This window comes from Bradyrhizobium genosp. A, assembly GCF_049949275.1.
Taxonomy (GTDB): Bacteria; Pseudomonadota; Alphaproteobacteria; order Rhizobiales; family Xanthobacteraceae; genus Bradyrhizobium.
The window spans coordinates 1,935,461-1,954,861 of sequence record NZ_CP188196.1; the positions used below are offsets into that span (position 1 = coordinate 1,935,461).

Below are 19,401 nucleotides of genomic sequence, written 5' to 3' on the forward strand. Positions count from 1 at the left end.
GACGGAGGAGCAATGGCGCCAGACCCGCTGGCCACCATCGATATCGAGGCCCTGCTGGCGCGGATGCGACCGAAATTGCATCGCTACTGTGCGCGCATGGTCGGCTCGGTCATCGACGGTGAGGATGTGCTGCAGGATGCGCTGATCAAGGCGATGGAGGCGCCGCAATCGGTCGCGCCCATCGTCAATCCCGAGGGCTGGCTGTTCCGCATCGCCCACAACACCGCGCTGGATTTCCTGCGCCGCCGCAACCGGCAGGAGGCGCAGCGTTCGGCTGAGGAGGTGGACATGATCGCCGACCAGCTCGATGATGTGGAAAGCCGCCAGATCGCTGCAACCAGCCTGCGCACCTTTATGCGGCTGCCGACGGCGCAGAGATCCAGCGTGATCCTGATGGACGTGCTCGGCTGCTCGCTTGCCGAGGTCTGCGACATCATGGACTTCAGCCTGCCGGCGGTGAAAGCCGCGCTGCATCGTGGGCGCACGCAGCTGCGTGAGTTGGCGCAGCAGCCTGACGATGTGCCGCAGCCGGGCCTGTCGGAAGCCGATCGGACACGGCTCAACGCCTATGTTGACCATTTCAATGCCCGCGACTTCAACGCGATCCGCGCCATGATCGCCGATGACGTCAGGCTCGAGCTCGTCAATCGCACCAGGCTGAAAGGCAAGGCCGAGGTGTCGAATTACTTCGGCAATTATTCGAAGGTCAGCGACTGGCACCTGGTGACGGGGCAGGTCGAGGGACGTCCCGCGATCCTGGTGTTCGATCCGAATGACCCGAACGGGCGGCCGAAATATTTCATGCTGCTGAACTGGTCAGCCGACAAGCTCGCCACCATCAGGGATTTTCGTCACGCGGCGTACGTCATCGATGGTGCGGAGTGCGTGGTGGATGGAGGGTGAGTGGATGAGCGCAACTATCGACCCATCGGCCGTACCTGAACGGAAAGAAGGCCGCATTCATCCTCGCCCGGAGGGGTGTGACGTGGGGGCACCGGTTGTTGCTCGTCGGCAAGCCGCAGCAGAACGGCTTCGTCGAGAGCTTCAACGGCAAGCTGCGCGACGAGTGCCTGAACGAGGAAGTCTTCGCCAAACTGGCCGAGGCCCGGGCCGTGATCGAACGCTGGCGGCTCGACTACAACTACGTCAGGCTCCACTCGGCGCATGCTTAGCCACTAATAAGATCCAGATCGAAGTCTACCTGCACTGAGGCGAGGGCTGCCGACCGGGGGCGGCCCGACTGGAAAAAACTGCGCGGCGGACCGATGAGTTTTCCGCTGCCGACAGTCTACACATCGACAACGACTTCTGAGGAGATCTGAACCATGTCGTCGGGAAATGCACTGCTGCAGGGCAAGCGCGTGGTTGTCCTGGGAGCAAGCCGCGGCGTCGGCCGCGAGATCGTCGAGCGTGCGACCACCGAGGGCGCGCGGGCTTTGGCGGTCGCCCGGGGCGAGCGCGGCCTGGCCAGCCTCACTGAGCGGGGGATCGATACCCTGGCGCTGGATGCCGCATCGGAATCGGCGCCGTCAACGGTCTTTCAGGCCGCTCAGCCCGACGTATTGGTCATCTGCGGCGGCGCCATGCCCCCGACCAGCGCCTGGACCTCCGAGCTCACCTGGGCGCAATTCGCGGTCAATTGGGAAGTCGACACCAAGATGACCTTCCTGTTCTGCCGCGAGGCGCTGCGCAGGCCGCTGACGCCGGGCTCGGTCGTGGTGATCGTCTCTAGCGGCGCCGGCCTCGGAGGGTCGCCGATCTCGGGCGGCTACGCCGGCGCCAAACGCATGCAGATGTTCCTTGCCAAGTACTGCCAGGCTGAATCGGATCGTCGCGAACTCGGCATCCGCTTCATCGCGCTTGTCCCAACCCGCATCATGCCGGAGACGGATCTCGGGCAGGCCGCGGTGAGCGGCCATGCCCAGCATCTTGGCGTCTCGACGGAGGCGTTCATTGCGAACATGGGCGCGCGGCTGTTTCCGGCGGATGTGGCTCGGGCGGTCTTCGACCTGGTGATAAATTCGCCGACGGACGCGGGCTCGATCTTCACGGTCACGCCGGACGGCGTCGCCGCCGTTAGCTGACGCAGGGACTGGGTGGCGCTGTTCAGGAGGTTCCCCATGAGGGACGAGACGCTCGGAATTACGGTGACAGTGCACTTAATCGATCGGCTTTTCGAGATCGATCGGCTTTTCGAGCCCTCGCATTGAGTGCACTGTCACCGTAATCCCCTGGCATTTAGTGCACCGTAATAGCAGAGTCAGCGCAAACAGGCGGTTCCTCGCACCCTTAAGTTCGGAGGAAGAAGGCGACTCAGATTTCGAGCAATTCGTGTAGAACGACATCCACATATCGCTTCAGCTGCTGGCACTCCTTTTTGCCGCGCTCCTGATGCGCCGAGAGGGAGCCGCGGTCGTAGGTCGATCGGGTCATTGAGGCGATCACTTCTTCCACCATATTGACGGCGTTTTCAGGTACGGCGCTCTCGGTCGCGTTCTTTTCGCGGTTCTTCAGGATGAAGCGGACCTTCTGCTTCATCGTGTAGATATCGTCGCCGCGCTGGTTCTTTTCCTTCTTGACGTTTGCCTTCTCCATGTCTTCGACGGATGCGAAGCGGTCGAGCACCTCGCGGAGCGCTTCTCTAAGCTCGTGGGCTGCGCCGCGCCACGAAACACGATCAGTAACCGCCATATCCTTGAGCGCCTGCTCGTAGGAGAGGGCGGATGATGGGACAAGGTCGTAGAGGGTGGCGAGGATTTTCTGATCGTTTTCGGATGAGCTGACGGGGTTATATGGTCCTCCCGCCTGTATCTCGATTTGGCTGGTGACTTTCGGAATGAGCCGGCGAACGGCGGTCACGTGCTTCTTGTACGAACTCGTGTTATTCCGCCCCTCAGCGAGCGTGATAAGCGCCTCGAAGTGCAGAGTGAGCTGATCGGCGATCTCAGTGAGTGAGAGTTGTTGCAATGTATGCCGCACGCCGCGGAAGTAAATTTGCGCGACAGCGCGCGTTTCGTTGTGGAGAGCCTGCGAGTTCACATGCACGGACGACACCTTGTTCAGGTGTTCGCTGTAGGTCTTGAACGCGTCGCAGAGCTCGCGCCATTGCTCGGCCGGATGGACGGTCACTTCCGGGCCTTCTTCTTCTTTGCCCCCTTCTTCACAGCCCGACGCCGGCCACTGCCAACCAATGAGTTACCTTCGCCTCGCGGCAGGCGGTGGGTGACAAGGTTATGGCCCACGGGATTGAGCTTGTACTGGCCGGTCGCGATTTGTTCGAGGTAGCCGCCATTTTTGGCATTGAGCAAGGTTTGGGCGGGCGGTCCGGTCGGGAGCTCGAAGCCGGCTTGGGGGAAATATCGGGCAATGTCCACGGGTGTGATGTGGTCGCGACGCTCCCCGTCCGGTGCCAAGTGCGCGAGGTAGTACGCCATGATCGCGACCATCTGGTTCACGGTCTTTGGCTGCTTTTGCTCCTTGAGTGATCGAAGGTCGGTCAACGCGCCTGCCGGCGGCGCGGGCGGCTGACGGACGGGTGCAGAGATATGAGCGGGCGCCGCGCCCGGAGGCGCGGGCGTGAAGGCGGGCGCCGCTGGTGCTGCCGGCGCCTCTCCAGCCATTGTGATATTCAAAGCCTTAAAGACGAATTGCAGGACGTTGGCGCGAGTTTCGGGGCTCAGGGGCTGAAGTACCTCGATGAGCTTGCCGATCGCCTCGACGCCGTGGTCCTCCTGCTGCCTGTCGGTCAAAACGAACTCCCTACGAATATGCGGCCGTCCTGAATTGGCTCGATGCTGGCCGCGAGCTCGACGAGTTTGCGAGCGGCTGCTTCCGGACCGGCGTATAGGCGCCCTTCGGCATATTTCACCAGTCGTATTTCCTTGGCGACCATGCGTGTCTCCGGTTCAAATGAAGAACAAAATGAGTAGCGTACCTGTGGCAATATCTGAGGCGGCGCTTTTTGAAGCCGGCCGAAATTCCCTCTAAATCATTGACCCAATTGGTGGGCCCGGCAGGACTCGAACCTGCAACCAGACCGTTATGAGCGGCCGGCTCTAACCATTGAGCTACAGGCCCCGCCGCGAGACGGCCGCGGGAAGGTGTGGCCGGCAACGGTGCGCGGTTCGTTTACAGGGCCTGAGGCGGGGGTGCAATGCCGGGGCCGGCGAACCGGAAACGTCGGCGGCAGCATTGCCGGCTGATTCCGAATTGCCGAATTTTGCGATCATGCCCTTATGCCCCTGTTTTGCCCGACGAGTCAACCGTTCTCCGCGGTGGTGCCGATTTCGCTTCCGTAAGTCTCTGAAATCGTGCGATTTTTCTACTGTGCATGGGGTTGTTTTCGCGTTTTGACCGGAGGGGACCCCTCCGTAGCCCCCTCAGTCCACCGAGACCCCGGCGAACTCCACCACCTTGCGCCACTTCTCGGTCTCGTCGGCGACGAGCTTGCCGAACTCGGCCGGCGTCATCGGCTTGGGGATGCCGCCGGTCTCGGCCAGGCGCGCCACCAGCTTGGGGTCCTTCAGCGCTTCGGCCACGGCCTTGTTGAGGATCTCGACGATCTCGGGCGGCGTGCCCTTCGGCGCGGAGATGCCGTAGAAGCCGACCGATTCGAAGCCCGGCACGGTCTCGGCGATCGCGGGCACGTCGGGCACGCTCGGCCAGCGCTGCGGCGAGGTCACGCCGAGCGCGCGGACAGTGCCGCCCTTCGACTGCTCCAGCGCGGACGGCAGATTGTCGAAGATCAGCTGCACCTTGTTGGAGATGATGTCGGGGAAAGCCAAGGCCGAGCCCCGATAGGGCACGTGCACCATGTCGCACTTGGTCATCACCTTGAACAGCTCCGCCGACATGTGCACCGAGGTGCCGTTGCCGGACGAGGCGAACGAGATCTTGCCGGGATTGGCCTTGCAATAATCGATGAACTCCTGAACCGTCTTCACCGGCATTGCATTGGAGACGACCAGCATGTTGGTGAGCTGCATGATGCTGGCGACCGGCACGGTGTCGCGCAAAAAGTCGAACGGCAGCTTCTTGTAGAGCGAGGTCGAGATCGCGTTGTTGGGAGCGACGAACAGCAGCGTGTAGCCGTCGGCCGGCGAATTGATCGCGGCACCGGCCGCGATGTTGCCGCCGGAGCCGGCGCGGTTCTCGACGATGAACTGCTGGCCGAGATGGTCCGACAGCCACTGCGACATGATGCGCGCGACGATGTCGACCGGGCCGCCGGCGGCGAAGCCGATCATCCAGTGCACGGGGCGGCTGGGGTAGTCGGCGGCGGAGGCGGGAGGGGAGGTGCTGAACATGCCCAGGATGATCGCGAGCCCGAAAACAGTGTTACGCAAAATTCGCAACATGACGCCTCCCATTGTTCTATTGTCGTTGTGGGGCATGCTTTCACAAAAACGGGCCGCTGCCTACGTCGTCGCGAGTCGGTGTTGGCGCAGGTCCGCCGGGACCAACCATGAAATTCGCAATCATCCTTCTCAGTGCGGCGCTGCTGTTGAGCCCCGCTGCCGCTCAAACCGGAGGCAACGCCATTTCCACCTCGACACTCAGCTTGGGCACCGCGACGCCCGGCGGCGGTTTCCCGCTCTATGGCAACGCCTTTGCAGAGGTGATGAACGCGGCGGATCCCGCGCTCACCATCGCCCCGCGCAACACCAAGGGCAGCAACGAGAACATTCCGCTCCTGGAGAAGGGCGAGCTCGATCTCGCACTGGTCGCGGGCGAGCCTGCCTATGAGGCGTTTGCCGGCATCGGGCGGGCGAAGGTAGCGCTGAAGATCTTGACCGCGATCTATTCCAACCCCGGCATGTTCGTGGTGCGGGCGGACAGTCCCTACAAGACCATTCACGATCTCGTCGGCCAGCCGGTTGCGTTCGGCGCCAAGGGCTCGGGCCTGCCGATCCTGGCGCGCTATGTGCTCGATGGCCTTGGGCTCAAGCAGGACGAGGATTTTAAAGCGATCTATCTCGACCGCGCCGGCGACGGCCCCGCAATGGTCGAGGACGGCCGTGTGGCCGCACTCTGGGGCGCCGGCATCGGCTGGCCCGGCTTTGCAGCGGTGGCCTCGAGTGCGTCAGGCGCGCGCTTCATCGCGCCGGGTGCCGAGGAGATCGCGCGCATCCGCGCCAAGCACGCGTTCCTGAAGCCGCTGACCGTGCCGGCCGGCTCCTATCCCAAACTGCCCGAGCCGATCGCCTCGCTCGGCTCCTGGAGTTTTGTCCTCACGCGCGAGGATCTGCCGGACGATGTCGCCTATCGTCTCGCGAGGACGCTGCACGGCGCAGAAGCGACCTTCTGCAAGAAGCTCGCGCAGGCCTGCGAGACCACGGCAGCGAACACGGTCGCCGCCGCGCCGAAGCCCGAGCTGATTCATCCGGGCGTGATGAAGTATTTTCGCGAGATTGGCGTGGTGAAGTGACGATCGCTCGAAGCGATCGTCACGCTCTCACTTCTTCAGCATCGCACACGCCGGGTCCGGCGGGCCAAAGGCCTTGTCACCGGAAATCGTCGTGAGGATCTTGTAATAGTCCCACGGATATTTGCTTTCCTCCGGCGTCTTCACCTGCACCAGCCAGAGGTCGTGCACCATCAGATTGTCGTCGCGCAAGCGGCCGTTGCGGGCGAAGAAATCCGCGACCGGCGTCTCGCGCATTTTCGCCGCGACCTTGAGCGGATCGTCGGTGCCGGCCGCCTTGATGGCGTTGAGATAGTGCATCACGCTGGAATAGACGCCGGCCTGCCACATCGACGGCATCTTGTTCATCTTGGCGAAATAGCGCTTCGACCATGCGCGGGTCTTGTCGTCCATGTCCCAATAGAACGATGTCGTCAGCAACAGGCCTTGGGCTGCCTGCAGGCCCAGGCCGTGGATGTCGGTGATCAGCGCGAGCAGCGCCGCCATCTGCTGGCCGCCCTTGAACACGCCGAACTCCGAGCCGGTCTTGATCTCGTTCATGTTGTTGGGGGGACCAGCGGCAATGCCGATGATCTTGGCCTTGGAGGCCTGCGCCTGCAGCACGAAGGAGGAGAGATCCGGGGTTGCCAGCGGCGGCCGCACCGAGCCCAGCACCTTGCCGCCATTGGCGGTGATGACGCTGGAGGCGTCGCGCTCCAGCGAATGGCCGAAGGCGTAGTCGTCCGTGATGAAGAACCAGCTGTCGCCGCCGCGCTTGACCACGGCGTCCGCGGTGCCGACCGCGAGCGCGCGGGTGTCGAACACCCACTGCATCGCGTAAGGCGAGCAGAATTTTCCGTGGAAATCGGCGGTGCCGGTGGAGTGGGTGATGAACAGGCGCTTCTTCTCGTTGGCGACGTTCTGCACCGCGAGGCCAACGGCCGAGACCGGCACGTCGACGATCAGATCGACCTGGTCGACGTCGTACCAGCGCCGCGCGATCGCGCCGCCGACATCGGCCTTGAGCTGGTGGTCGCCGATTACGACGCTGATCGGCTTGCCGAGCACGGTGCCGCCGAAATCGTCGATCGCCATCTGTGCCGCCGTCACCGAGCCCTGGCCGGTCGGCGCGGAGGCCGGGCCGTTCATGTCGGTGAGCACGCCGATCTTGACGATGTCGTCGGACACCTGCGCCATTGCGGCGCCCGACAGCAGCGCCGCCGCCAAGGGCATCGCTAAGAAGGCGGCCGCGACCGGCAGTCCAAATCTCGCTGGATTCACGCTTGTCCTCCCATGATCCGGCTCGTTGGCCGGAGTTGCCTGTCCCGGGTACGGCCCGGCTGAATTGGTTTCTTTTGCAACTATTCAGGGGTGGGCGTCAATCTCAGGCGGCGAACCGGATCTGCCCGGCGGGCGAGGGATCGTAGCCGGTCAGCTCCTCGGCGCGTTGGCGCAGCCTAATCCGTCACGAGTGCGGCGCAATCGACCATCATGATCGCGTCGTATTCAATGGGAACCTGCCATGGCCGTTCGCCGACTGACCGTTGCATTTGCGCTTCTCTGCGGTCTTGCCGGGGGTATCGCGGCCTCGTCTGCCGAGGATCGCGCAATCGTCCTGGCCTCGACGACATCGACGCAGGATTCCGGCCTGCTCGACTATCTGCTGCCGATCTTTCGCGACAAGACCGGTGTCGAGGTGACGGTGATCGCGCGCCGCAGCGACGAGGTGCTCGCCGTTGCACGACGGGGCGAGGTCGACGTCGTGTTGATGCATGCCCGGCCGCAGGAGGAGAAATTCGTCGCCGACGGTTTTGCCACCAGGCGCTACGACGTGATGTACAACGACTTCGTGCTGATCGGGCCGAAGAGTGATCCCGCCGGCGTGAAGGGCAAGGACATCGCGACGGCGCTGAAGGCGGTCGAGGCCAAGGGTGCGCCGTTCATAACGCGCGGCGATCTTTCCGGCACCCATGCTGCGGAACTCGCACTCTGGATCGTTGCCGGCATCGATATCGCCAGTACCAAGGGCGCCTGGTATCGCGAAAGTGGGCAGGGCATGACCGCCGCCCTCGACACCGCACGCACTGCGAATGCCTATGTGCTCGCGGACCGTGCCAGCTGGATCGCCTTCAGGGATCGCGGCGATCTCGACATTGTCGTCGAGGGCGACAAGCGGCTGCTCAACCAATATGGCGTGATGCTGGTGAACCCGGAGAAGCATCCGAACGTCAGGAAGGAACTGGGCCAGATCTTCATCGACTGGCTGATCTCATCGGAAGGGCAAGCGGCGATCGCCGGCTACAAGGTCGACGGACAACAGGTGTTCTTTCCGAATGCGGACAAGCGGGGCGGCTGATCGGTCGAGGCACCAGCGGTTGCCAAACCGCGCGATGCGTGATCCATCATGAGGCATGACCCAGCGCCTGCCGCCCTCGCTGACGCCGCTCGACACTGCGCTCGCTGTTTTGCTGCGCGGCGTCCGTCCGGTCGCGCCGGTCGAGTTGCCGCTGGCTGAAGCGGTCGGCTGTATCGCCGCGGGAATGCCGTTGCTATCAGCCTATCCGCCGCGCGACATCGCCGCTGTAGATGGCTGGGCGCTGCGCGCCAACGATCTCGTCGGTGCGTCCTCCTATTCGCCGCTGCCTCTGACCGAGCTTCCCGCGTGGGTGGACGCCGGCGATGCGATGCCGGCAGGATGTGATTGTGTGCTCGACGCCGACGCGGTCGAGATGTCGGGCCCGCTCGCCCAGGTTCTGGCCGAGGGCGTTCCAGGGCAAGGCGTCGGGCGTGCCGGCGGCGACACCGCAGACCGCTCGCCCGCGGCCACAGCGGGACATCCCATCGATGCAGCGGCTCTGTTGCTCGCGCGTGTCGCCGATGTCGAAAGGCTGAGCGTCAGGCGACCGCGGCTGCGCATCGTCAACGTGCCGGGCGCAACCGCGACGATGCAGATGATCACCGACCTCGCGCGCGCGGCAGGATCGGATGTGATCGCGCATGAAGCCAGCACACGCGATGCAGCGTCGATCGCGGAAGCGCTCGATGTCTCCGTCTGCGATCTGCTGCTGACGGTCGGCGGCAGCGGCGTCGGTCGCGAGGATGCTACGGTGATAGCGCTGGCTCAGCGCGGGGCGGAGTTCGCCCATGGTCTTGCGCTCCAGCCCGGACGCACCGCAGCCGCCGGGCGGCTCGGAGAAGTTCCCATCGTCGCGTTACCCGGCTCGCCCGGTCCAGCGCTGGCGGTCTGGCTTGCCCTGGTGCTTCCGCTCATCGACAAAATGTCGGTGCGGCAGCCGCGCCGCGCAGTGACCCTGCCGCTCGCGCGAAAAATCGCTTCAAACGTCGGCATTGCCGAGATAGCTCTGCTGGCCGAGGAACATAAAATGTGGATGCCGCTTGCAGTCGGTGAATGGCCGCTCCACGCCATTGCCAGAGCGGATGCATGGCTGCTCATTCCAGCCAGCCATGAGGGATTTGCGGCGGGCGAGCCGGTCGATGCTTATTTGATGCGGGAATGATATGGGTTCCGGCATGACGATGATCCCAAAAGCGCCAGATCGCAGCGCGCTTGAACAGGAGCAGTTCCTCAAGATCCTCTCGCGTGAGGAGGCGCTCGCGCGCTTCGAGGCGGCCCTGTTTCCGCGCGCGATCCCCAGCGAGCAGCGCAGGCTTTGCGATGCCCTCGGCACAGCGCTCGCCGAGGACATCACCGCACCGATCGACGTGCCGCCCTTCGACCGCTCCAATGTTGATGGTTTTGCCGTGCGCTCGGCGGATCTTTCCGCCGCTGGTGAAGGCGCACCGGTGCGGCTCGCGCTGAACGGCGAGACCATTCACTGCGGCACCGTGCCGAAGCTGCAAGTCGCAGTTAGGACCGCAACGCCAATCGCCACCGGCGGCCCGTTGCCGCGCGGCGCCGATGCCGTGGTCATGGTCGAGCACAGCCAGCCGGCCGGCCCCGATGCGATCGATGTTCGTCGCGCGGTCTCGCCGGGCCAATTCGTGTCCTATGCCGGATCCGACATCGCGCGTGGCGAGGCGCTGCTGCGCGCCGGCACGATCATGGGCTCGCGTGAGATCGGCATGCTGGCGGCCTGTGGCATCGCCGAGGTGAAGGTTGCGCGGAAGCCGCGCGTCGCGGTGATCTCCACCGGCGACGAACTGGTGCAGCCCGGCGAGGCGCTTGCGCCTGCGGCGATCTACGACACCAATGGCGCCATCGTCGCAGCCGCGATCGACGAGAACGGCGGCGAGGCAGTCTTCCTCGGCGCCATTCCCGACGACGAGGCCAAGCTCGAAGCCGCCATGCGCCAGGCGCTGGCGGATGCCGACATGCTGGTGCTCTCCGGCGGCACGTCGAAGGGGGCGGGCGATCTGTCCCATCGCATCATCGGCCGGCTCGGCCAGCCCGGCATCATCGCGCATGGCGTTGCGCTCAAGCCGGGCAAGCCGCTGTGTCTCGCGGTCTGCGGCGGCAAGCCGGTTGTGATCCTGCCGGGCTTTCCGACCTCGGCGATGTTCACCTTTCACGACATGATCGTGCCGGCGCTGCGCAAGATGGCCGGCCTGCCGCCGCGCTCCGATGCCAAGGTGAGTGCCACCGTGCCGGTGCGCATTGCTTCCGAGCTCGGCCGCACCGAATTCGTCATGGTCTCGCTGGTCGAGGGCAAGGACGGCCTGATCGCCTATCCCTCCAGCAAGGGCTCTGGCGCGATCACGTCCTTCGCGCAAGCCGACGGCTTTTTGCGCATCGACGCGCTCGCCGACCAAATGCCGGCGGGGACCGAAGCAGAGGTGACCCTGTTTACGCCGCATGTGCGGGTGCCTGATCTCGTCATCGTCGGCAGCCATTGCACCGGCCTCGATCTCGTCACCGCACCGCTCGCGCATGCCGGGCTCACCGTGCGCTCGATTGCGGTGGGCAGCCTCGGCGGGCTTGCGGCGGCGAAGCGCGGCGAATGCGACCTTGCGCCGATCCATCTGTTCGACGACAAGAGCGAGACCTACAACACGCCTTACCTTGCCGAGGGGCTCGAGCTCGTCCCGGGCTGGCGGCGGATGCAGGGCATCGTGTTCCGGAAAGGTGACAAACGCTTCGAGGGGCTCGGCGCGAAGGAAGCAGTCGCGGCCGCGCTCGCTGATCCCGCCTGCATCATGGTCAACCGCAACCAGGGCGCCGGCACGCGGATCCTGATCGACCGGCTGCTCGGCGGTGCGCGCCCGGAGGGCTATTGGAACCAGCCTCGTTCGCACAATGCGGTTGCCGCGGCTGTTGGGCAGCGCCGTGCCGACTGGGGCATGACCATTGCGCCGGTCGCCCATGCGGTCGGCCTTGGTTTCATTCCGTTCGCGGAAGAGCATTATGACTTTGCCTTGGTGACGGCACGCAAGCAACGTCCGGCGGTGCAGGCGTTTCTTGATTCACTCGGCTCGGATGAGGCACGCACGGCACTGGAGCGAGCCGGCTTCCGGCCTGCGTAGACGACAGACGACGCGGCATTGAAGCCGCGCGACAGACAGACTGGGGGACGCGATGCCAAGGCCGCTTTCGGTTGCGATCGTCGGTGCCGGCATGGGCGGACTCGCGACCGCTGCGGCGCTCAGGCGCGTCGGCGTCGACGTGATGGTCTACGAGCAGGCCTCCCAGTTCGCCCGGATCGGCGCCGGCATCCAGATCGGCTGCAATGCGATGAAGGTGCTGCGCGCCCTCGGGCTTGAGCAACGGATGCGCGAGCACTCGTTCTATCCGCGGTCCTGGAACAACCGCGACTGGAAGAGCGGCGACATCAAGTTCGACATGATCTTTGGCGAGAGCGCGGAGGAGAGGTTCGGCGCGCCCTATCTTCTGGCCCATCGCGGCGATCTCCATGCGGCGCTGGCGAGCGCGGTGCCGGAGGAGTTTGTGAGGCTCAATCACAAGCTCGTCGGCCTCGACGAGACCGGCGAGGGCGTCAGGCTGAGCTTTGCCGACGGCACCAGCGCTGTTGCCGATGCCGTGGTCGGCGCCGACGGCGTGCATTCGGCGGTGCGTGACATTCTGTTCGACACCGCGCCGGTCAGATTCACCGGCCGCATCGCCTACCGCACCACCTATCCGGCCGCACTGCTCGGCGAGAAAATCGACGACTGCACGAAGTGGTGGGGTGAGGACCGCCACATCGTGATCTACTACGTCAAGCCCGACAGTAGCGAGGTCTATCTCGTCACCAGCCAGCCCGAGCCGAACTTCCGCATCGAGTCCTGGTCGGCGAAGGGCGACGTGCGCGATCTGCGTGCTTCGTTCGAAGGTTTTCATCCGCAGGTTGGCCAGGTGCTGGCGGCGTGTCCCGACGTGCACAAATGGGCGATCATGGACCGCGATGCGCTGGAGCGCTGGGCCGACGGCAAGGTGACGCTGCTCGGCGACGCCTGCCATCCGATGACGCCCTATATGGCGCAGGGTGCGGCGATGGCGATCGAGGATGGCGCGGTGCTCTCGCGCTGCCTCGAAAGTGTCGACCGCGACGGCGTCGTGGATGCCTTCCGCCGTTTCGAGGCGACGCGCAAGGTGCGGACCACGCGGGTGCAGGAAACCTCGCGTGCCAACATCTGGCTGAAGGAGCGGACCGATACGAGCTGGGTCTACGGCTACGACGCCTGGTCGGTGCCGCTGGCGGCGTGATTTTTCCGCGACCCAGCCATTCTATTGAGACGCCGCGTCGAGCGCCGCCAGCCGCTCGGCTTCGGCGATATCCTCGACCGTGTTCGCATTGAAGAACGGATCGAGCGGCTTGGCCGGCCACGTCACCGTCGCGAGCGGGTAGCGCGCGGTCCAGCGGTCGATCTTGCGGAGATCCTCGACGACCAGCGCGTGACGCAGTTCATCGCGCAAGGCGACGCGCCACAGCCCGATCACCGGATGCGACTGGTCGCCGGATGCGGCGACCGCGAGTTGCGCGTTCTCTCGCGCTCGCGCCTCATGCAAGCGGGCGATGAGGTCGCGTGGCAGGAACGGGCAGTCGCCGGCGGCGCTGAGCACCCATTCGACCTCCGGCCGATTCGCCGCAGTCCAGTCGAGCGCGGCCAAAATGCCGGCGAGCGGGCCGGGGAAGCCGGGCACGTCATCGGCAATGACCTGCAAGCCGAACGCAGCGAAGCGCGCCGGATCGCCGTTGGCATTGAGAATCAACCCGTCGCACTGGGGCGACAGGCGCGCGATCACGCGCTCCAAAATGGTGCGGCCGCCGATGGTCCGCATCGGCTTGTCGCCACCGCCCATGCGGCGCGCGAGGCCGCCGGCGAGCAGCACGCCAAGTGTTGGTGGAAAGTTCGTTGCCGGAGTCCTAGTCGTCACCACCTTCGCCCTTACGCTTGTGCTTTGCCGATTCCTCTTCGACGTAGTCGAGGTTCTGGTCGTAGACGATCCGCTCCTCGCCGGCGAGCGCGATGAAGCGCTTTCCGCGCGTACGTCCGACCAGCGTCAAACCCACCTGCCTCGCGAGATCGACACCCCAGGCGGTGAAGCCGGAGCGCGACACCAGGATCGGGATTCCCATCCGCACAGTCTTGATCACCATTTCCGAGGTGAGACGTCCCGTCGTGTAAAGAATCTTATCGGAGGCATCGACGCCGTGGCGATACATCCAGCCCGCGATCTTGTCGACGGCGTTGTGGCGGCCGACGTCCTCGGTGTAGCAGAGCGGCTCGCCCTCTTTGCACAGCACGCAGCCGTGGATCGCGCCGGCCTCCAGATAGAGCGAGGGCATGGTGTTGATGGTCTGCGTCATCTGGTAGAGCCAGGACGTGCGCAGCACGGCATTGGGCAGCGCGACGCTCTCGACCGCCTCGAGCAGGTCGCCGAAGGCGGTGCCTTGCGCGCAGCCCGAGGTCTGGGTACGCTTCTTCAGCTTGGCTTCGAAATTGGTGTGGTGCTCGGTGCGCACCACCACGACCTGGAGGTCGTCGTCGTATTCGACCTCGGTGACTGCGTCCTTATATTTCAGCATGTTCTGGTTGAGCAGGTAGCCCAGTGCCAGATATTCCGGATAGTCGCCAATCGTCATCATGGTGACGATCTCCTGCGAATTCAGGTAGAGCGTCAGCGGCCGCTCCATCGGCACCTTGATCTCGACCTTGGCGCCGGTCTGGTCGGTCCCGGTTACGCTCCGGGTCAGGCGCGGGTCGTCCGGATTGGGGACGATCAGGGGCACCGGGGCTTTGTCGATCTTCATCATGGCCGCGACGTTAGCATGACATTCGGGTCAAGCCGATATAAGCATGCTGTGGAGAGAACGAAATGCCTCCGCTCGTCATTGCGAGTGCAGCGAAGCAATCCAGAATATCTCCGTAGTAGTCTGGATTGCTTCGTCGCGGCGCTCCTCGCAATGACGAGGAGAGGGCTGTGGTTCCATCGGCGAGCGCTGGTTGCGGAAGACGGAGCTTGAATGAAAGTCATCGGCCTTGCAGGCTGGAGCGGTGCGGGCAAGACCACGCTGTTGACGCGGCTGATCCCGCATTTCAACGCGCAGGGCCTGCGCGTCTCAGTCATCAAGCATGCGCATCATCAGTTCGACGTCGACGTTCCCGGCAAGGATTCCTGGCGCCATCGTGAGGCCGGTGCAGCCGAGGTGCTGGTGGCCTCTGCGAACCGCTGGGCCCTGATGCACGAATTGCGCGGCGGGGCCGAGCCGCGGCTGCCGGAACTTCTGAGCAAGCTGTCTGCAGTCGATCTCGTCGTGGTCGAGGGTTTCAAGCGCGAGCCGCATCGCAAGATCGAGGTGCATCGCGCCGCCAACGACAAGGCGCTGCTGTTTCCCGACGATTCCAGCATTGTCGGAATTGCGACCGACGCTACAGTTGAAACCCGGCTGCCGACCGTCCATCTCGATGATATCGAGGCTGCGGCAGCATTGCTGCTGCGTGCGGCGATGCCGGTCGAGGAAGCGGTTGCAAGAAGCGCGGCGATGCGCTGACGAGGCACCATGGCGCAACTGTCGGACGATTGCTTTGCCTTCGGCGGACCGATGATGTCGGTCGACGAGGCCGTTGGCCTGATCGCGGCACGCGTCAGCGCGATTGCCGATCTCGAGACGGTGGCGCTGGTCGAGGCCGACGGGCGCGTGCTGGCGCACGATATCGCGGCGCCGCTGCCGCTGCCGCCTTTCACCAACTCCGCCGTCGACGGTTACGCCGTCGGCAATGTCGACCTCCCCGAGAAAACGGAGCGGGCATTCCCGCTCGATGGCCGCATCCAGGCCGGCGGCTTGGCACAAGCGCCGATCAAGCCCGGCCACACCGCGCGCATCTTCACGGGCGCGCCGATGCCGCCCGGGGCCGAGACCGTCTTCATGCAGGAAGACGTCCGCATCGATGAGGCCGGCAAGATCGTGCTGCCACCCGGGCTGAAGCGCGGCGCCAATGTTCGTCCGGCCGGCGAGGACATTCCTGCTGGGTCCGTCGCGTTACGCGCCGGCCAGCGACTGCGGCCGCAACATGTCGCGCTCACCGCTGCGTTTGGCCTGACCCAGCTTGACGTGGTCAGGCGCATTCGCGTCGCCGTGTTCTCCACCGGCGACGAGCTGGCCTCGCCCGGCGAGCCGCGTGCGGCCTCGCAGCTGTTCGATTCGAACCGCTTCATGCTGATGGCGATGCTGCGGCGTCTCGGCTGCGAAGTCTCCGATCTCGGCATTCTGCGCGACGAGCGCGCCTCGCTTGCTAGCGGATTGAAGCGGGTTGCAGGCCAGCACGATCTGATCCTCACCACCGGTGGCGTCTCGACCGGTGAGGAAGACCACGTCAAGGCGGCGGTCGAGAGCGTCGGCTCACTCGTGCTGTGGCGGATGGCGATCAAGCCGGGCCGGCCCGTGGCGATGGGCATCATCGGCGGCACGCCCTTGATCGGGCTGCCCGGCAATCCCGTCGCGAGTTTTGTCACGTTCGTCCATGTGGTGCGGCCAACCGTGCTGGCGCTCGCCGGAAGTCTACCGGAACCGCTGTTGCCGATTCCGCTGCGCGCGGCGTTCACCTACAAGAAGAAGCTCGGCCGACGCGAATATGTGCGCGCATCCTTGCGCCGCGCAGAGAATGGCGCGCTGGAGGCGGTCAAGTTTCCGCGCGAAGGCGCTGGACTCCTGTCGTCGTTGGTCGAGACCGATGGCCTTATTGAACTTGGCGAAGACGTTACGCGAGTCGAACCGGGCGCGAGTGTAGGTTTCCTGCCCTATGCTGATTTGCTCTAGGCGGTTGCATTGACGTCCTCGACCCCTCCCGCCATGTTGCGCCGATGACCAGAACGACGCTTGATCTCACCGGGCTCAAATGCCCATTGCCCGCCTTGAAAACGCGCAAGGCGTTGAAACCATTGCAGCCGGGCGATCAGCTCGAGGTGCACTGCACCGATCCGTTGTCGGTGATTGACATTCCGAACCTGATCCGCGAGACGGGCGACACGGTGGAAATCACCGCGCGCAACGAGGCGCGCATCGTGTTCTTGATAGAAAAAGCGAATGGCTCGATAGGCAGTGCCAATGCTGCGCCGCGTTCTTGAGCGCGTTGCCGCGCTGATATCGACCTTTTATCTATCGACATCGATCATGGCTTCTGCCCCAATTGACTTTCTCCGTGCAGGCGCGGAGGTTGAGTCTTGTCCGCGATACGCGGATCACCGGGCCACACAAGAAGCCAGCAAATGGTATCGGGCATACAGCCTCGATCGGAGGGGTTAGCTTTTCAGACGCGCGTGACGATCCTGGCGCGCGTCGGGTGATTGGGCGGAGCAGCAGGGACAGCAGCTGCACCGCAATGGGCTGAGGACAGGGTGCTAGCGGCAGGCTGCTCAGAAGGGCGGCTGCAGGGGAGGAATGCATGACGACAGTTGAAAGCGCTGGGAAACTTTCGAGCGCAGGCGCGGGAATTTTCGATCGCGAACACACGGTCGCCAAGGCTGGTTTCAACCGCTGGCTGGTGCCGCCGGCGGCACTCTGCATCCATCTGTGCATCGGCATGGCCTACGGTTTCTCGGTGTTCTGGCTGCCGCTCTCGCGCGCGATTGGCATCACGCAGAGCAAAGCGTGTCCGGACATGTCGCTGTGGCAGGAGCTGTTCACCACGACTTGCGACTGGAAGGTCGCGAGCCTGGGGTGGATGTACACGCTGTTCTTTGTCTTGCTCGGCGTCTCCGCCGCTATCTGGGGCGGCTGGCTCGAGCGCGCCGGTCCGCGGAAAGCCGGCGCCGTCGCCGCCTGCTGTTGGGGCGGTGGTCTTCTGATCGGTGCTTTCGGCATCTACGTCCACCAGCTCTGGATCATGTGGCTCGGCGCCGGCGTGATCGGTGGCGTGGGACTTGGGCTCGGCTACATCTCGCCGGTGTCGACGCTCGTGAAATGGTTCCCGGACCGGCGCGGCATGGCGACCGGCATGGCCATCATGGGTTTCGGTGGCGGCGCCATGATCGGTTTCCCGCTCGCCGATTGGCTCATGAATCAATTCAAGACACCAACGTCGGTCGGGGCCTGGCAAACCTTCCTCGCTATGGGAGCAGGCTATTTCGTGTTCATGATGATCGGCGCATTCCGCTACCGCCTGCCGCCGGCCGGTTGGCGGCCCGACGGCTGGACGCCGCCGAGCGAGAAGAAGACGATGATCTCCGAACATAACGTTCATCTCGACAATGCGCACAAGACGCCGCAGTTCTGGCTGATCTGGTGGGTGCTCTGCTTGAACGTTTCCGCAGGCATTGGCGTGCTCGGCATGGCCTCGCCGATCCTCCAGGAGATCTTCGCCGGAAAGCTGATCGGTCTGCCTGACGTCGGCTTCAACGCACTGAATACGGCTCAGAAGGCTCAGATCGCGACGATTGCGGCCGGGTTCGGCGGCCTGTTATCGCTGTTCAACATTGGCGGCCGTTTCTTCTGGGCCTCGATGTCGGACATTATGGGTCGCAAGAACACGTATTACACGTTCTTCATCCTCGGCATCGTGCTTTATGCGCTGGCGCCGACCTTCGCGGCGATGGGCTCGAAGCTGCTTTTCGTGCTCGCGGTTGGCATCATCGTGTCGATGTACGGTGGCGGGTTTGCCACGGTGCCGGCCTATCTCGCCGATATGTTCGGCACCCAATTCGTCGGCGCTATCCACGGCCGTCTGCTGACGGCGTGGTCGACCGCCGGCATCATCGGTCCTGTCATTGTCAACTACATCCGCGAGTTCCAGCTAGCGGCAGGTGTTCCGCGCGACCAGGTCTACAACTCGACCATGTACATCCTCTGCGCGATGCTGATCGCGGGCCTGATCTGCAACTATCTGATCAAGCCGGTCGATCCGAAGTGGCACATGAGCGAAGCTGAGATCGCCAAGCTTCAAGCCGCGAGCGTCGGCACCAACGCAGGTCAAACGGGCTCGTTCGGGATTGGCACGGGTGGTCTGGACGGCAAGGCCGCTTTGTTCTGGCTGTTCGTCGGCGTTCCCCTGGCCTGGGGCGTGTACATGACGCTGATAAGCGCAGCCAAAATCTTCTGATCGCAAGCCTACGCCGCCGCGGGATGCTCATCATCGGCGTCTGGCGGCGGTTCGCCTTTCCGAATGATCAAGAGACTAGGACTTAGGGGACACTTATGCTTCGCGCCCGTATCTGCCTCGCCACCATGCTGCTGGCTGCAGGCCTCCACACCGCATCTGCACAGACCGCAACTACGCCCGCGGCTCCAGCGCCGGCCACGACGACCGACGCCAAGCCACCGGGCAAGATGAAGCTCACCATGCAGAAGCTGAAAGCTATGAAGGCCAGATGGTCGGCCAACCGACCCAAGCTTAAGGCCTGCCGCGCCGAGGTGAAGTCCAAGGACCTCGCCGGCGACGATCGCTGGTTCTACATCGAAGAGTGCATGGACAAGACCTGAGACCATTCCGCGATCAACTTTTTCAAGGGGGGCATGATCGTCCGCGGCCTGCTCCCTAAATCGTTATAGAGCCGTTCTAAATTTCCTTGCATCTGGCATGCCAGGGACTAGAGTTGTTTCCAG

General features: G+C 64.1%; 19 protein-coding genes, 1 tRNA gene and 1 pseudogene. 13 read left to right on the forward strand and 8 right to left on the reverse strand.

The window, feature by feature from the left end:
• Window positions 1-12: 12 nt before the first annotated feature.
• From ACP2YP_RS09000 to ACP2YP_RS09010, 3 genes and pseudogenes are all read left to right on the forward strand, one after another.
• Window positions 13-903 carry a sigma-70 family RNA polymerase sigma factor gene (locus ACP2YP_RS09000; RefSeq protein WP_426423744.1) on the forward strand — a complete coding sequence of 297 codons (891 nt, stop codon included), beginning with the start codon at window positions 13-15 and terminating at the stop codon, window positions 901-903.
• Between the two features lie 92 nt (window positions 904-995).
• Window positions 996-1,172 (forward strand): annotated as a pseudogene (locus ACP2YP_RS09005) (integrase core domain-containing protein); the annotation flags it as partial.
• Window positions 1,173-1,325: 153 nt separating this feature from the next.
• Window positions 1,326-2,084 (forward strand): SDR family oxidoreductase, encoded by a 759-nt coding sequence (locus ACP2YP_RS09010; protein WP_426423746.1) that lies wholly within the window; start codon window positions 1,326-1,328, stop codon window positions 2,082-2,084.
• Window positions 2,085-2,313: 229 nt separating this feature from the next.
• On the opposite strand, the gene ACP2YP_RS09015 is transcribed toward ACP2YP_RS09010, so the two are convergent.
• From ACP2YP_RS09015 to ACP2YP_RS09035, 5 genes are all read right to left on the reverse strand, one after another.
• Complete coding sequence (locus tag ACP2YP_RS09015) at window positions 2,314-3,129, reverse strand: hypothetical protein (RefSeq protein ID WP_426423748.1); 816 nt, start codon at window positions 3,127-3,129, stop codon at window positions 2,314-2,316.
• Window positions 3,126-3,749: a hypothetical protein gene (locus tag ACP2YP_RS09020; RefSeq protein ID WP_426423749.1), complete on the reverse strand. Its 624-nt coding sequence runs from the start codon at window positions 3,747-3,749 to the stop codon at window positions 3,126-3,128. The genes ACP2YP_RS09015 and ACP2YP_RS09020 overlap by 4 nt, the downstream gene beginning before the upstream one ends.
• Window positions 3,746-3,892 (reverse strand): hypothetical protein, encoded by a 147-nt coding sequence (locus ACP2YP_RS09025; protein ID WP_426423751.1) that lies wholly within the window; start codon window positions 3,890-3,892, stop codon window positions 3,746-3,748. Before ACP2YP_RS09025 ends, ACP2YP_RS09020 begins: the two co-directional genes overlap by 4 nt.
• Window positions 3,893-4,001: 109 nt before the next feature.
• Window positions 4,002-4,077: transfer RNA gene (locus tag ACP2YP_RS09030), tRNA-Ile, on the reverse strand.
• A 302-nt stretch (window positions 4,078-4,379) separates the two neighbouring features.
• A complete protein-coding gene (locus tag ACP2YP_RS09035; RefSeq protein WP_426423752.1) occupies window positions 4,380-5,357 on the reverse strand; it encodes a Bug family tripartite tricarboxylate transporter substrate binding protein in 978 nt (325 codons plus the stop codon).
• 107 nt (window positions 5,358-5,464) lie between these two features.
• On the opposite strand from ACP2YP_RS09035, the gene ACP2YP_RS09040 reads away from it, so the two are divergent.
• Window positions 5,465-6,427 (forward strand): TAXI family TRAP transporter solute-binding subunit, encoded by a 963-nt coding sequence (locus tag ACP2YP_RS09040; protein WP_426423753.1) that lies wholly within the window; start codon window positions 5,465-5,467, stop codon window positions 6,425-6,427.
• A 27-nt stretch (window positions 6,428-6,454) separates the two neighbouring features.
• Here the strand turns inward: ACP2YP_RS09040 and ACP2YP_RS09045 are convergent, their stop codons facing one another.
• On the reverse strand, window positions 6,455-7,684 hold the full coding sequence (locus ACP2YP_RS09045; protein ID WP_426423754.1) for an ABC transporter substrate-binding protein: 1,230 nt from the start codon (window positions 7,682-7,684) through the stop codon (window positions 6,455-6,457).
• A gap of 241 nt (window positions 7,685-7,925) precedes the next feature.
• Here ACP2YP_RS09045 and ACP2YP_RS09050 point away from each other — a divergent pair, with 241 nt between their 5' ends.
• Genes ACP2YP_RS09050 through ACP2YP_RS09065 form a run of 4 tightly spaced genes read left to right on the forward strand, consistent with a single transcriptional unit; the run spans window position 7,926 to window position 13,064 of the window.
• Window positions 7,926-8,759: a substrate-binding domain-containing protein gene (locus tag ACP2YP_RS09050; RefSeq protein WP_426423755.1), complete on the forward strand. Its 834-nt coding sequence runs from the start codon at window positions 7,926-7,928 to the stop codon at window positions 8,757-8,759.
• Window positions 8,760-8,814: 55 nt separating this feature from the next.
• Complete coding sequence (locus tag ACP2YP_RS09055) at window positions 8,815-9,921, forward strand: molybdopterin-binding protein (protein ID WP_426423756.1); 1,107 nt, start codon at window positions 8,815-8,817, stop codon at window positions 9,919-9,921.
• A 13-nt stretch (window positions 9,922-9,934) separates the two neighbouring features.
• Window positions 9,935-11,884: a molybdopterin biosynthesis protein gene (locus ACP2YP_RS09060; RefSeq protein ID WP_426423757.1), complete on the forward strand. Its 1,950-nt coding sequence runs from the start codon at window positions 9,935-9,937 to the stop codon at window positions 11,882-11,884.
• Between the two features lie 52 nt (window positions 11,885-11,936).
• Window positions 11,937-13,064 carry an FAD-dependent monooxygenase gene (locus tag ACP2YP_RS09065; protein ID WP_426423759.1) on the forward strand — a complete coding sequence of 376 codons (1,128 nt, stop codon included), beginning with the start codon at window positions 11,937-11,939 and terminating at the stop codon, window positions 13,062-13,064.
• A 21-nt stretch (window positions 13,065-13,085) separates the two neighbouring features.
• On the opposite strand, the gene mobA is transcribed toward ACP2YP_RS09065, so the two are convergent.
• Window positions 13,086-13,661: a molybdenum cofactor guanylyltransferase MobA gene (gene mobA, locus ACP2YP_RS09070; protein WP_426426087.1), complete on the reverse strand. Its 576-nt coding sequence runs from the start codon at window positions 13,659-13,661 to the stop codon at window positions 13,086-13,088.
• Window positions 13,662-13,725: 64 nt separating this feature from the next.
• Window positions 13,726-14,616 carry a formate dehydrogenase accessory sulfurtransferase FdhD gene (gene fdhD, locus ACP2YP_RS09075; protein WP_426423761.1) on the reverse strand — a complete coding sequence of 297 codons (891 nt, stop codon included), beginning with the start codon at window positions 14,614-14,616 and terminating at the stop codon, window positions 13,726-13,728.
• A 210-nt stretch (window positions 14,617-14,826) separates the two neighbouring features.
• Between fdhD and mobB the strand changes: the two genes are divergently transcribed.
• The 5 genes from mobB to ACP2YP_RS09100 all read left to right on the forward strand — a co-directional run bounded on the left by mobB (window position 14,827) and on the right by ACP2YP_RS09100 (window position 19,278).
• Window positions 14,827-15,354 carry a molybdopterin-guanine dinucleotide biosynthesis protein B gene (gene mobB / locus ACP2YP_RS09080; RefSeq protein ID WP_426423763.1) on the forward strand — a complete coding sequence of 176 codons (528 nt, stop codon included), beginning with the start codon at window positions 14,827-14,829 and terminating at the stop codon, window positions 15,352-15,354.
• 9 nt (window positions 15,355-15,363) lie between these two features.
• Entirely contained in the window at window positions 15,364-16,620 is a 1,257-nt protein-coding gene (glp, locus tag ACP2YP_RS09085) for a gephyrin-like molybdotransferase Glp (protein WP_426423764.1), read from the forward strand.
• A gap of 44 nt (window positions 16,621-16,664) precedes the next feature.
• Complete coding sequence (locus ACP2YP_RS09090) at window positions 16,665-16,928, forward strand: sulfurtransferase TusA family protein (protein WP_426423765.1); 264 nt, start codon at window positions 16,665-16,667, stop codon at window positions 16,926-16,928.
• Window positions 16,929-17,245: 317 nt separating this feature from the next.
• On the forward strand, window positions 17,246-18,898 hold the full coding sequence (locus ACP2YP_RS09095) for an OFA family MFS transporter (RefSeq protein WP_426423766.1): 1,653 nt from the start codon (window positions 17,246-17,248) through the stop codon (window positions 18,896-18,898).
• 95 nt (window positions 18,899-18,993) lie between these two features.
• Window positions 18,994-19,278: a hypothetical protein gene (locus ACP2YP_RS09100; RefSeq protein WP_426423767.1), complete on the forward strand. Its 285-nt coding sequence runs from the start codon at window positions 18,994-18,996 to the stop codon at window positions 19,276-19,278.
• The last annotated feature ends 123 nt before the right edge of the window (window positions 19,279-19,401 follow it).

Bases quoted from the DNA above. Each gene is read 5' to 3' on its own strand.
- ACP2YP_RS09000 (WP_426423744.1), top strand. From the start codon at position 13: ATGGCGCCAGACCCGCTGGCCACCATCGATATCGAGGCCCTGCTGGCG.
- ACP2YP_RS09010 (WP_426423746.1), top strand. From the start codon at position 1,326: ATGTCGTCGGGAAATGCACTGCTGCAGGGCAAGCGCGTGGTTGTCCTG.
- ACP2YP_RS09025 (WP_426423751.1), bottom strand. From the start codon at position 3,892: ATGGTCGCCAAGGAAATACGACTGGTGAAATATGCCGAAGGGCGCCTA.
- ACP2YP_RS09035 (WP_426423752.1), bottom strand. From the start codon at position 5,357: ATGTTGCGAATTTTGCGTAACACTGTTTTCGGGCTCGCGATCATCCTG.
- ACP2YP_RS09040 (WP_426423753.1), top strand. From the start codon at position 5,465: ATGAAATTCGCAATCATCCTTCTCAGTGCGGCGCTGCTGTTGAGCCCC.
- ACP2YP_RS09050 (WP_426423755.1), top strand. From the start codon at position 7,926: ATGGCCGTTCGCCGACTGACCGTTGCATTTGCGCTTCTCTGCGGTCTT.
- ACP2YP_RS09055 (WP_426423756.1), top strand. From the start codon at position 8,815: ATGACCCAGCGCCTGCCGCCCTCGCTGACGCCGCTCGACACTGCGCTC.
- ACP2YP_RS09060 (WP_426423757.1), top strand. From the start codon at position 9,935: ATGACGATGATCCCAAAAGCGCCAGATCGCAGCGCGCTTGAACAGGAG.
- ACP2YP_RS09065 (WP_426423759.1), top strand. From the start codon at position 11,937: ATGCCAAGGCCGCTTTCGGTTGCGATCGTCGGTGCCGGCATGGGCGGA.
- mobA (WP_426426087.1), bottom strand. From the start codon at position 13,661: ATGGGCGGTGGCGACAAGCCGATGCGGACCATCGGCGGCCGCACCATT.
- fdhD (WP_426423761.1), bottom strand. From the start codon at position 14,616: ATGATGAAGATCGACAAAGCCCCGGTGCCCCTGATCGTCCCCAATCCG.
- mobB (WP_426423763.1), top strand. From the start codon at position 14,827: ATGAAAGTCATCGGCCTTGCAGGCTGGAGCGGTGCGGGCAAGACCACG.
- glp (WP_426423764.1), top strand. From the start codon at position 15,364: ATGGCGCAACTGTCGGACGATTGCTTTGCCTTCGGCGGACCGATGATG.
- ACP2YP_RS09090 (WP_426423765.1), top strand. From the start codon at position 16,665: ATGACCAGAACGACGCTTGATCTCACCGGGCTCAAATGCCCATTGCCC.
- ACP2YP_RS09095 (WP_426423766.1), top strand. From the start codon at position 17,246: ATGACGACAGTTGAAAGCGCTGGGAAACTTTCGAGCGCAGGCGCGGGA.
- ACP2YP_RS09100 (WP_426423767.1), top strand. From the start codon at position 18,994: ATGCTTCGCGCCCGTATCTGCCTCGCCACCATGCTGCTGGCTGCAGGC.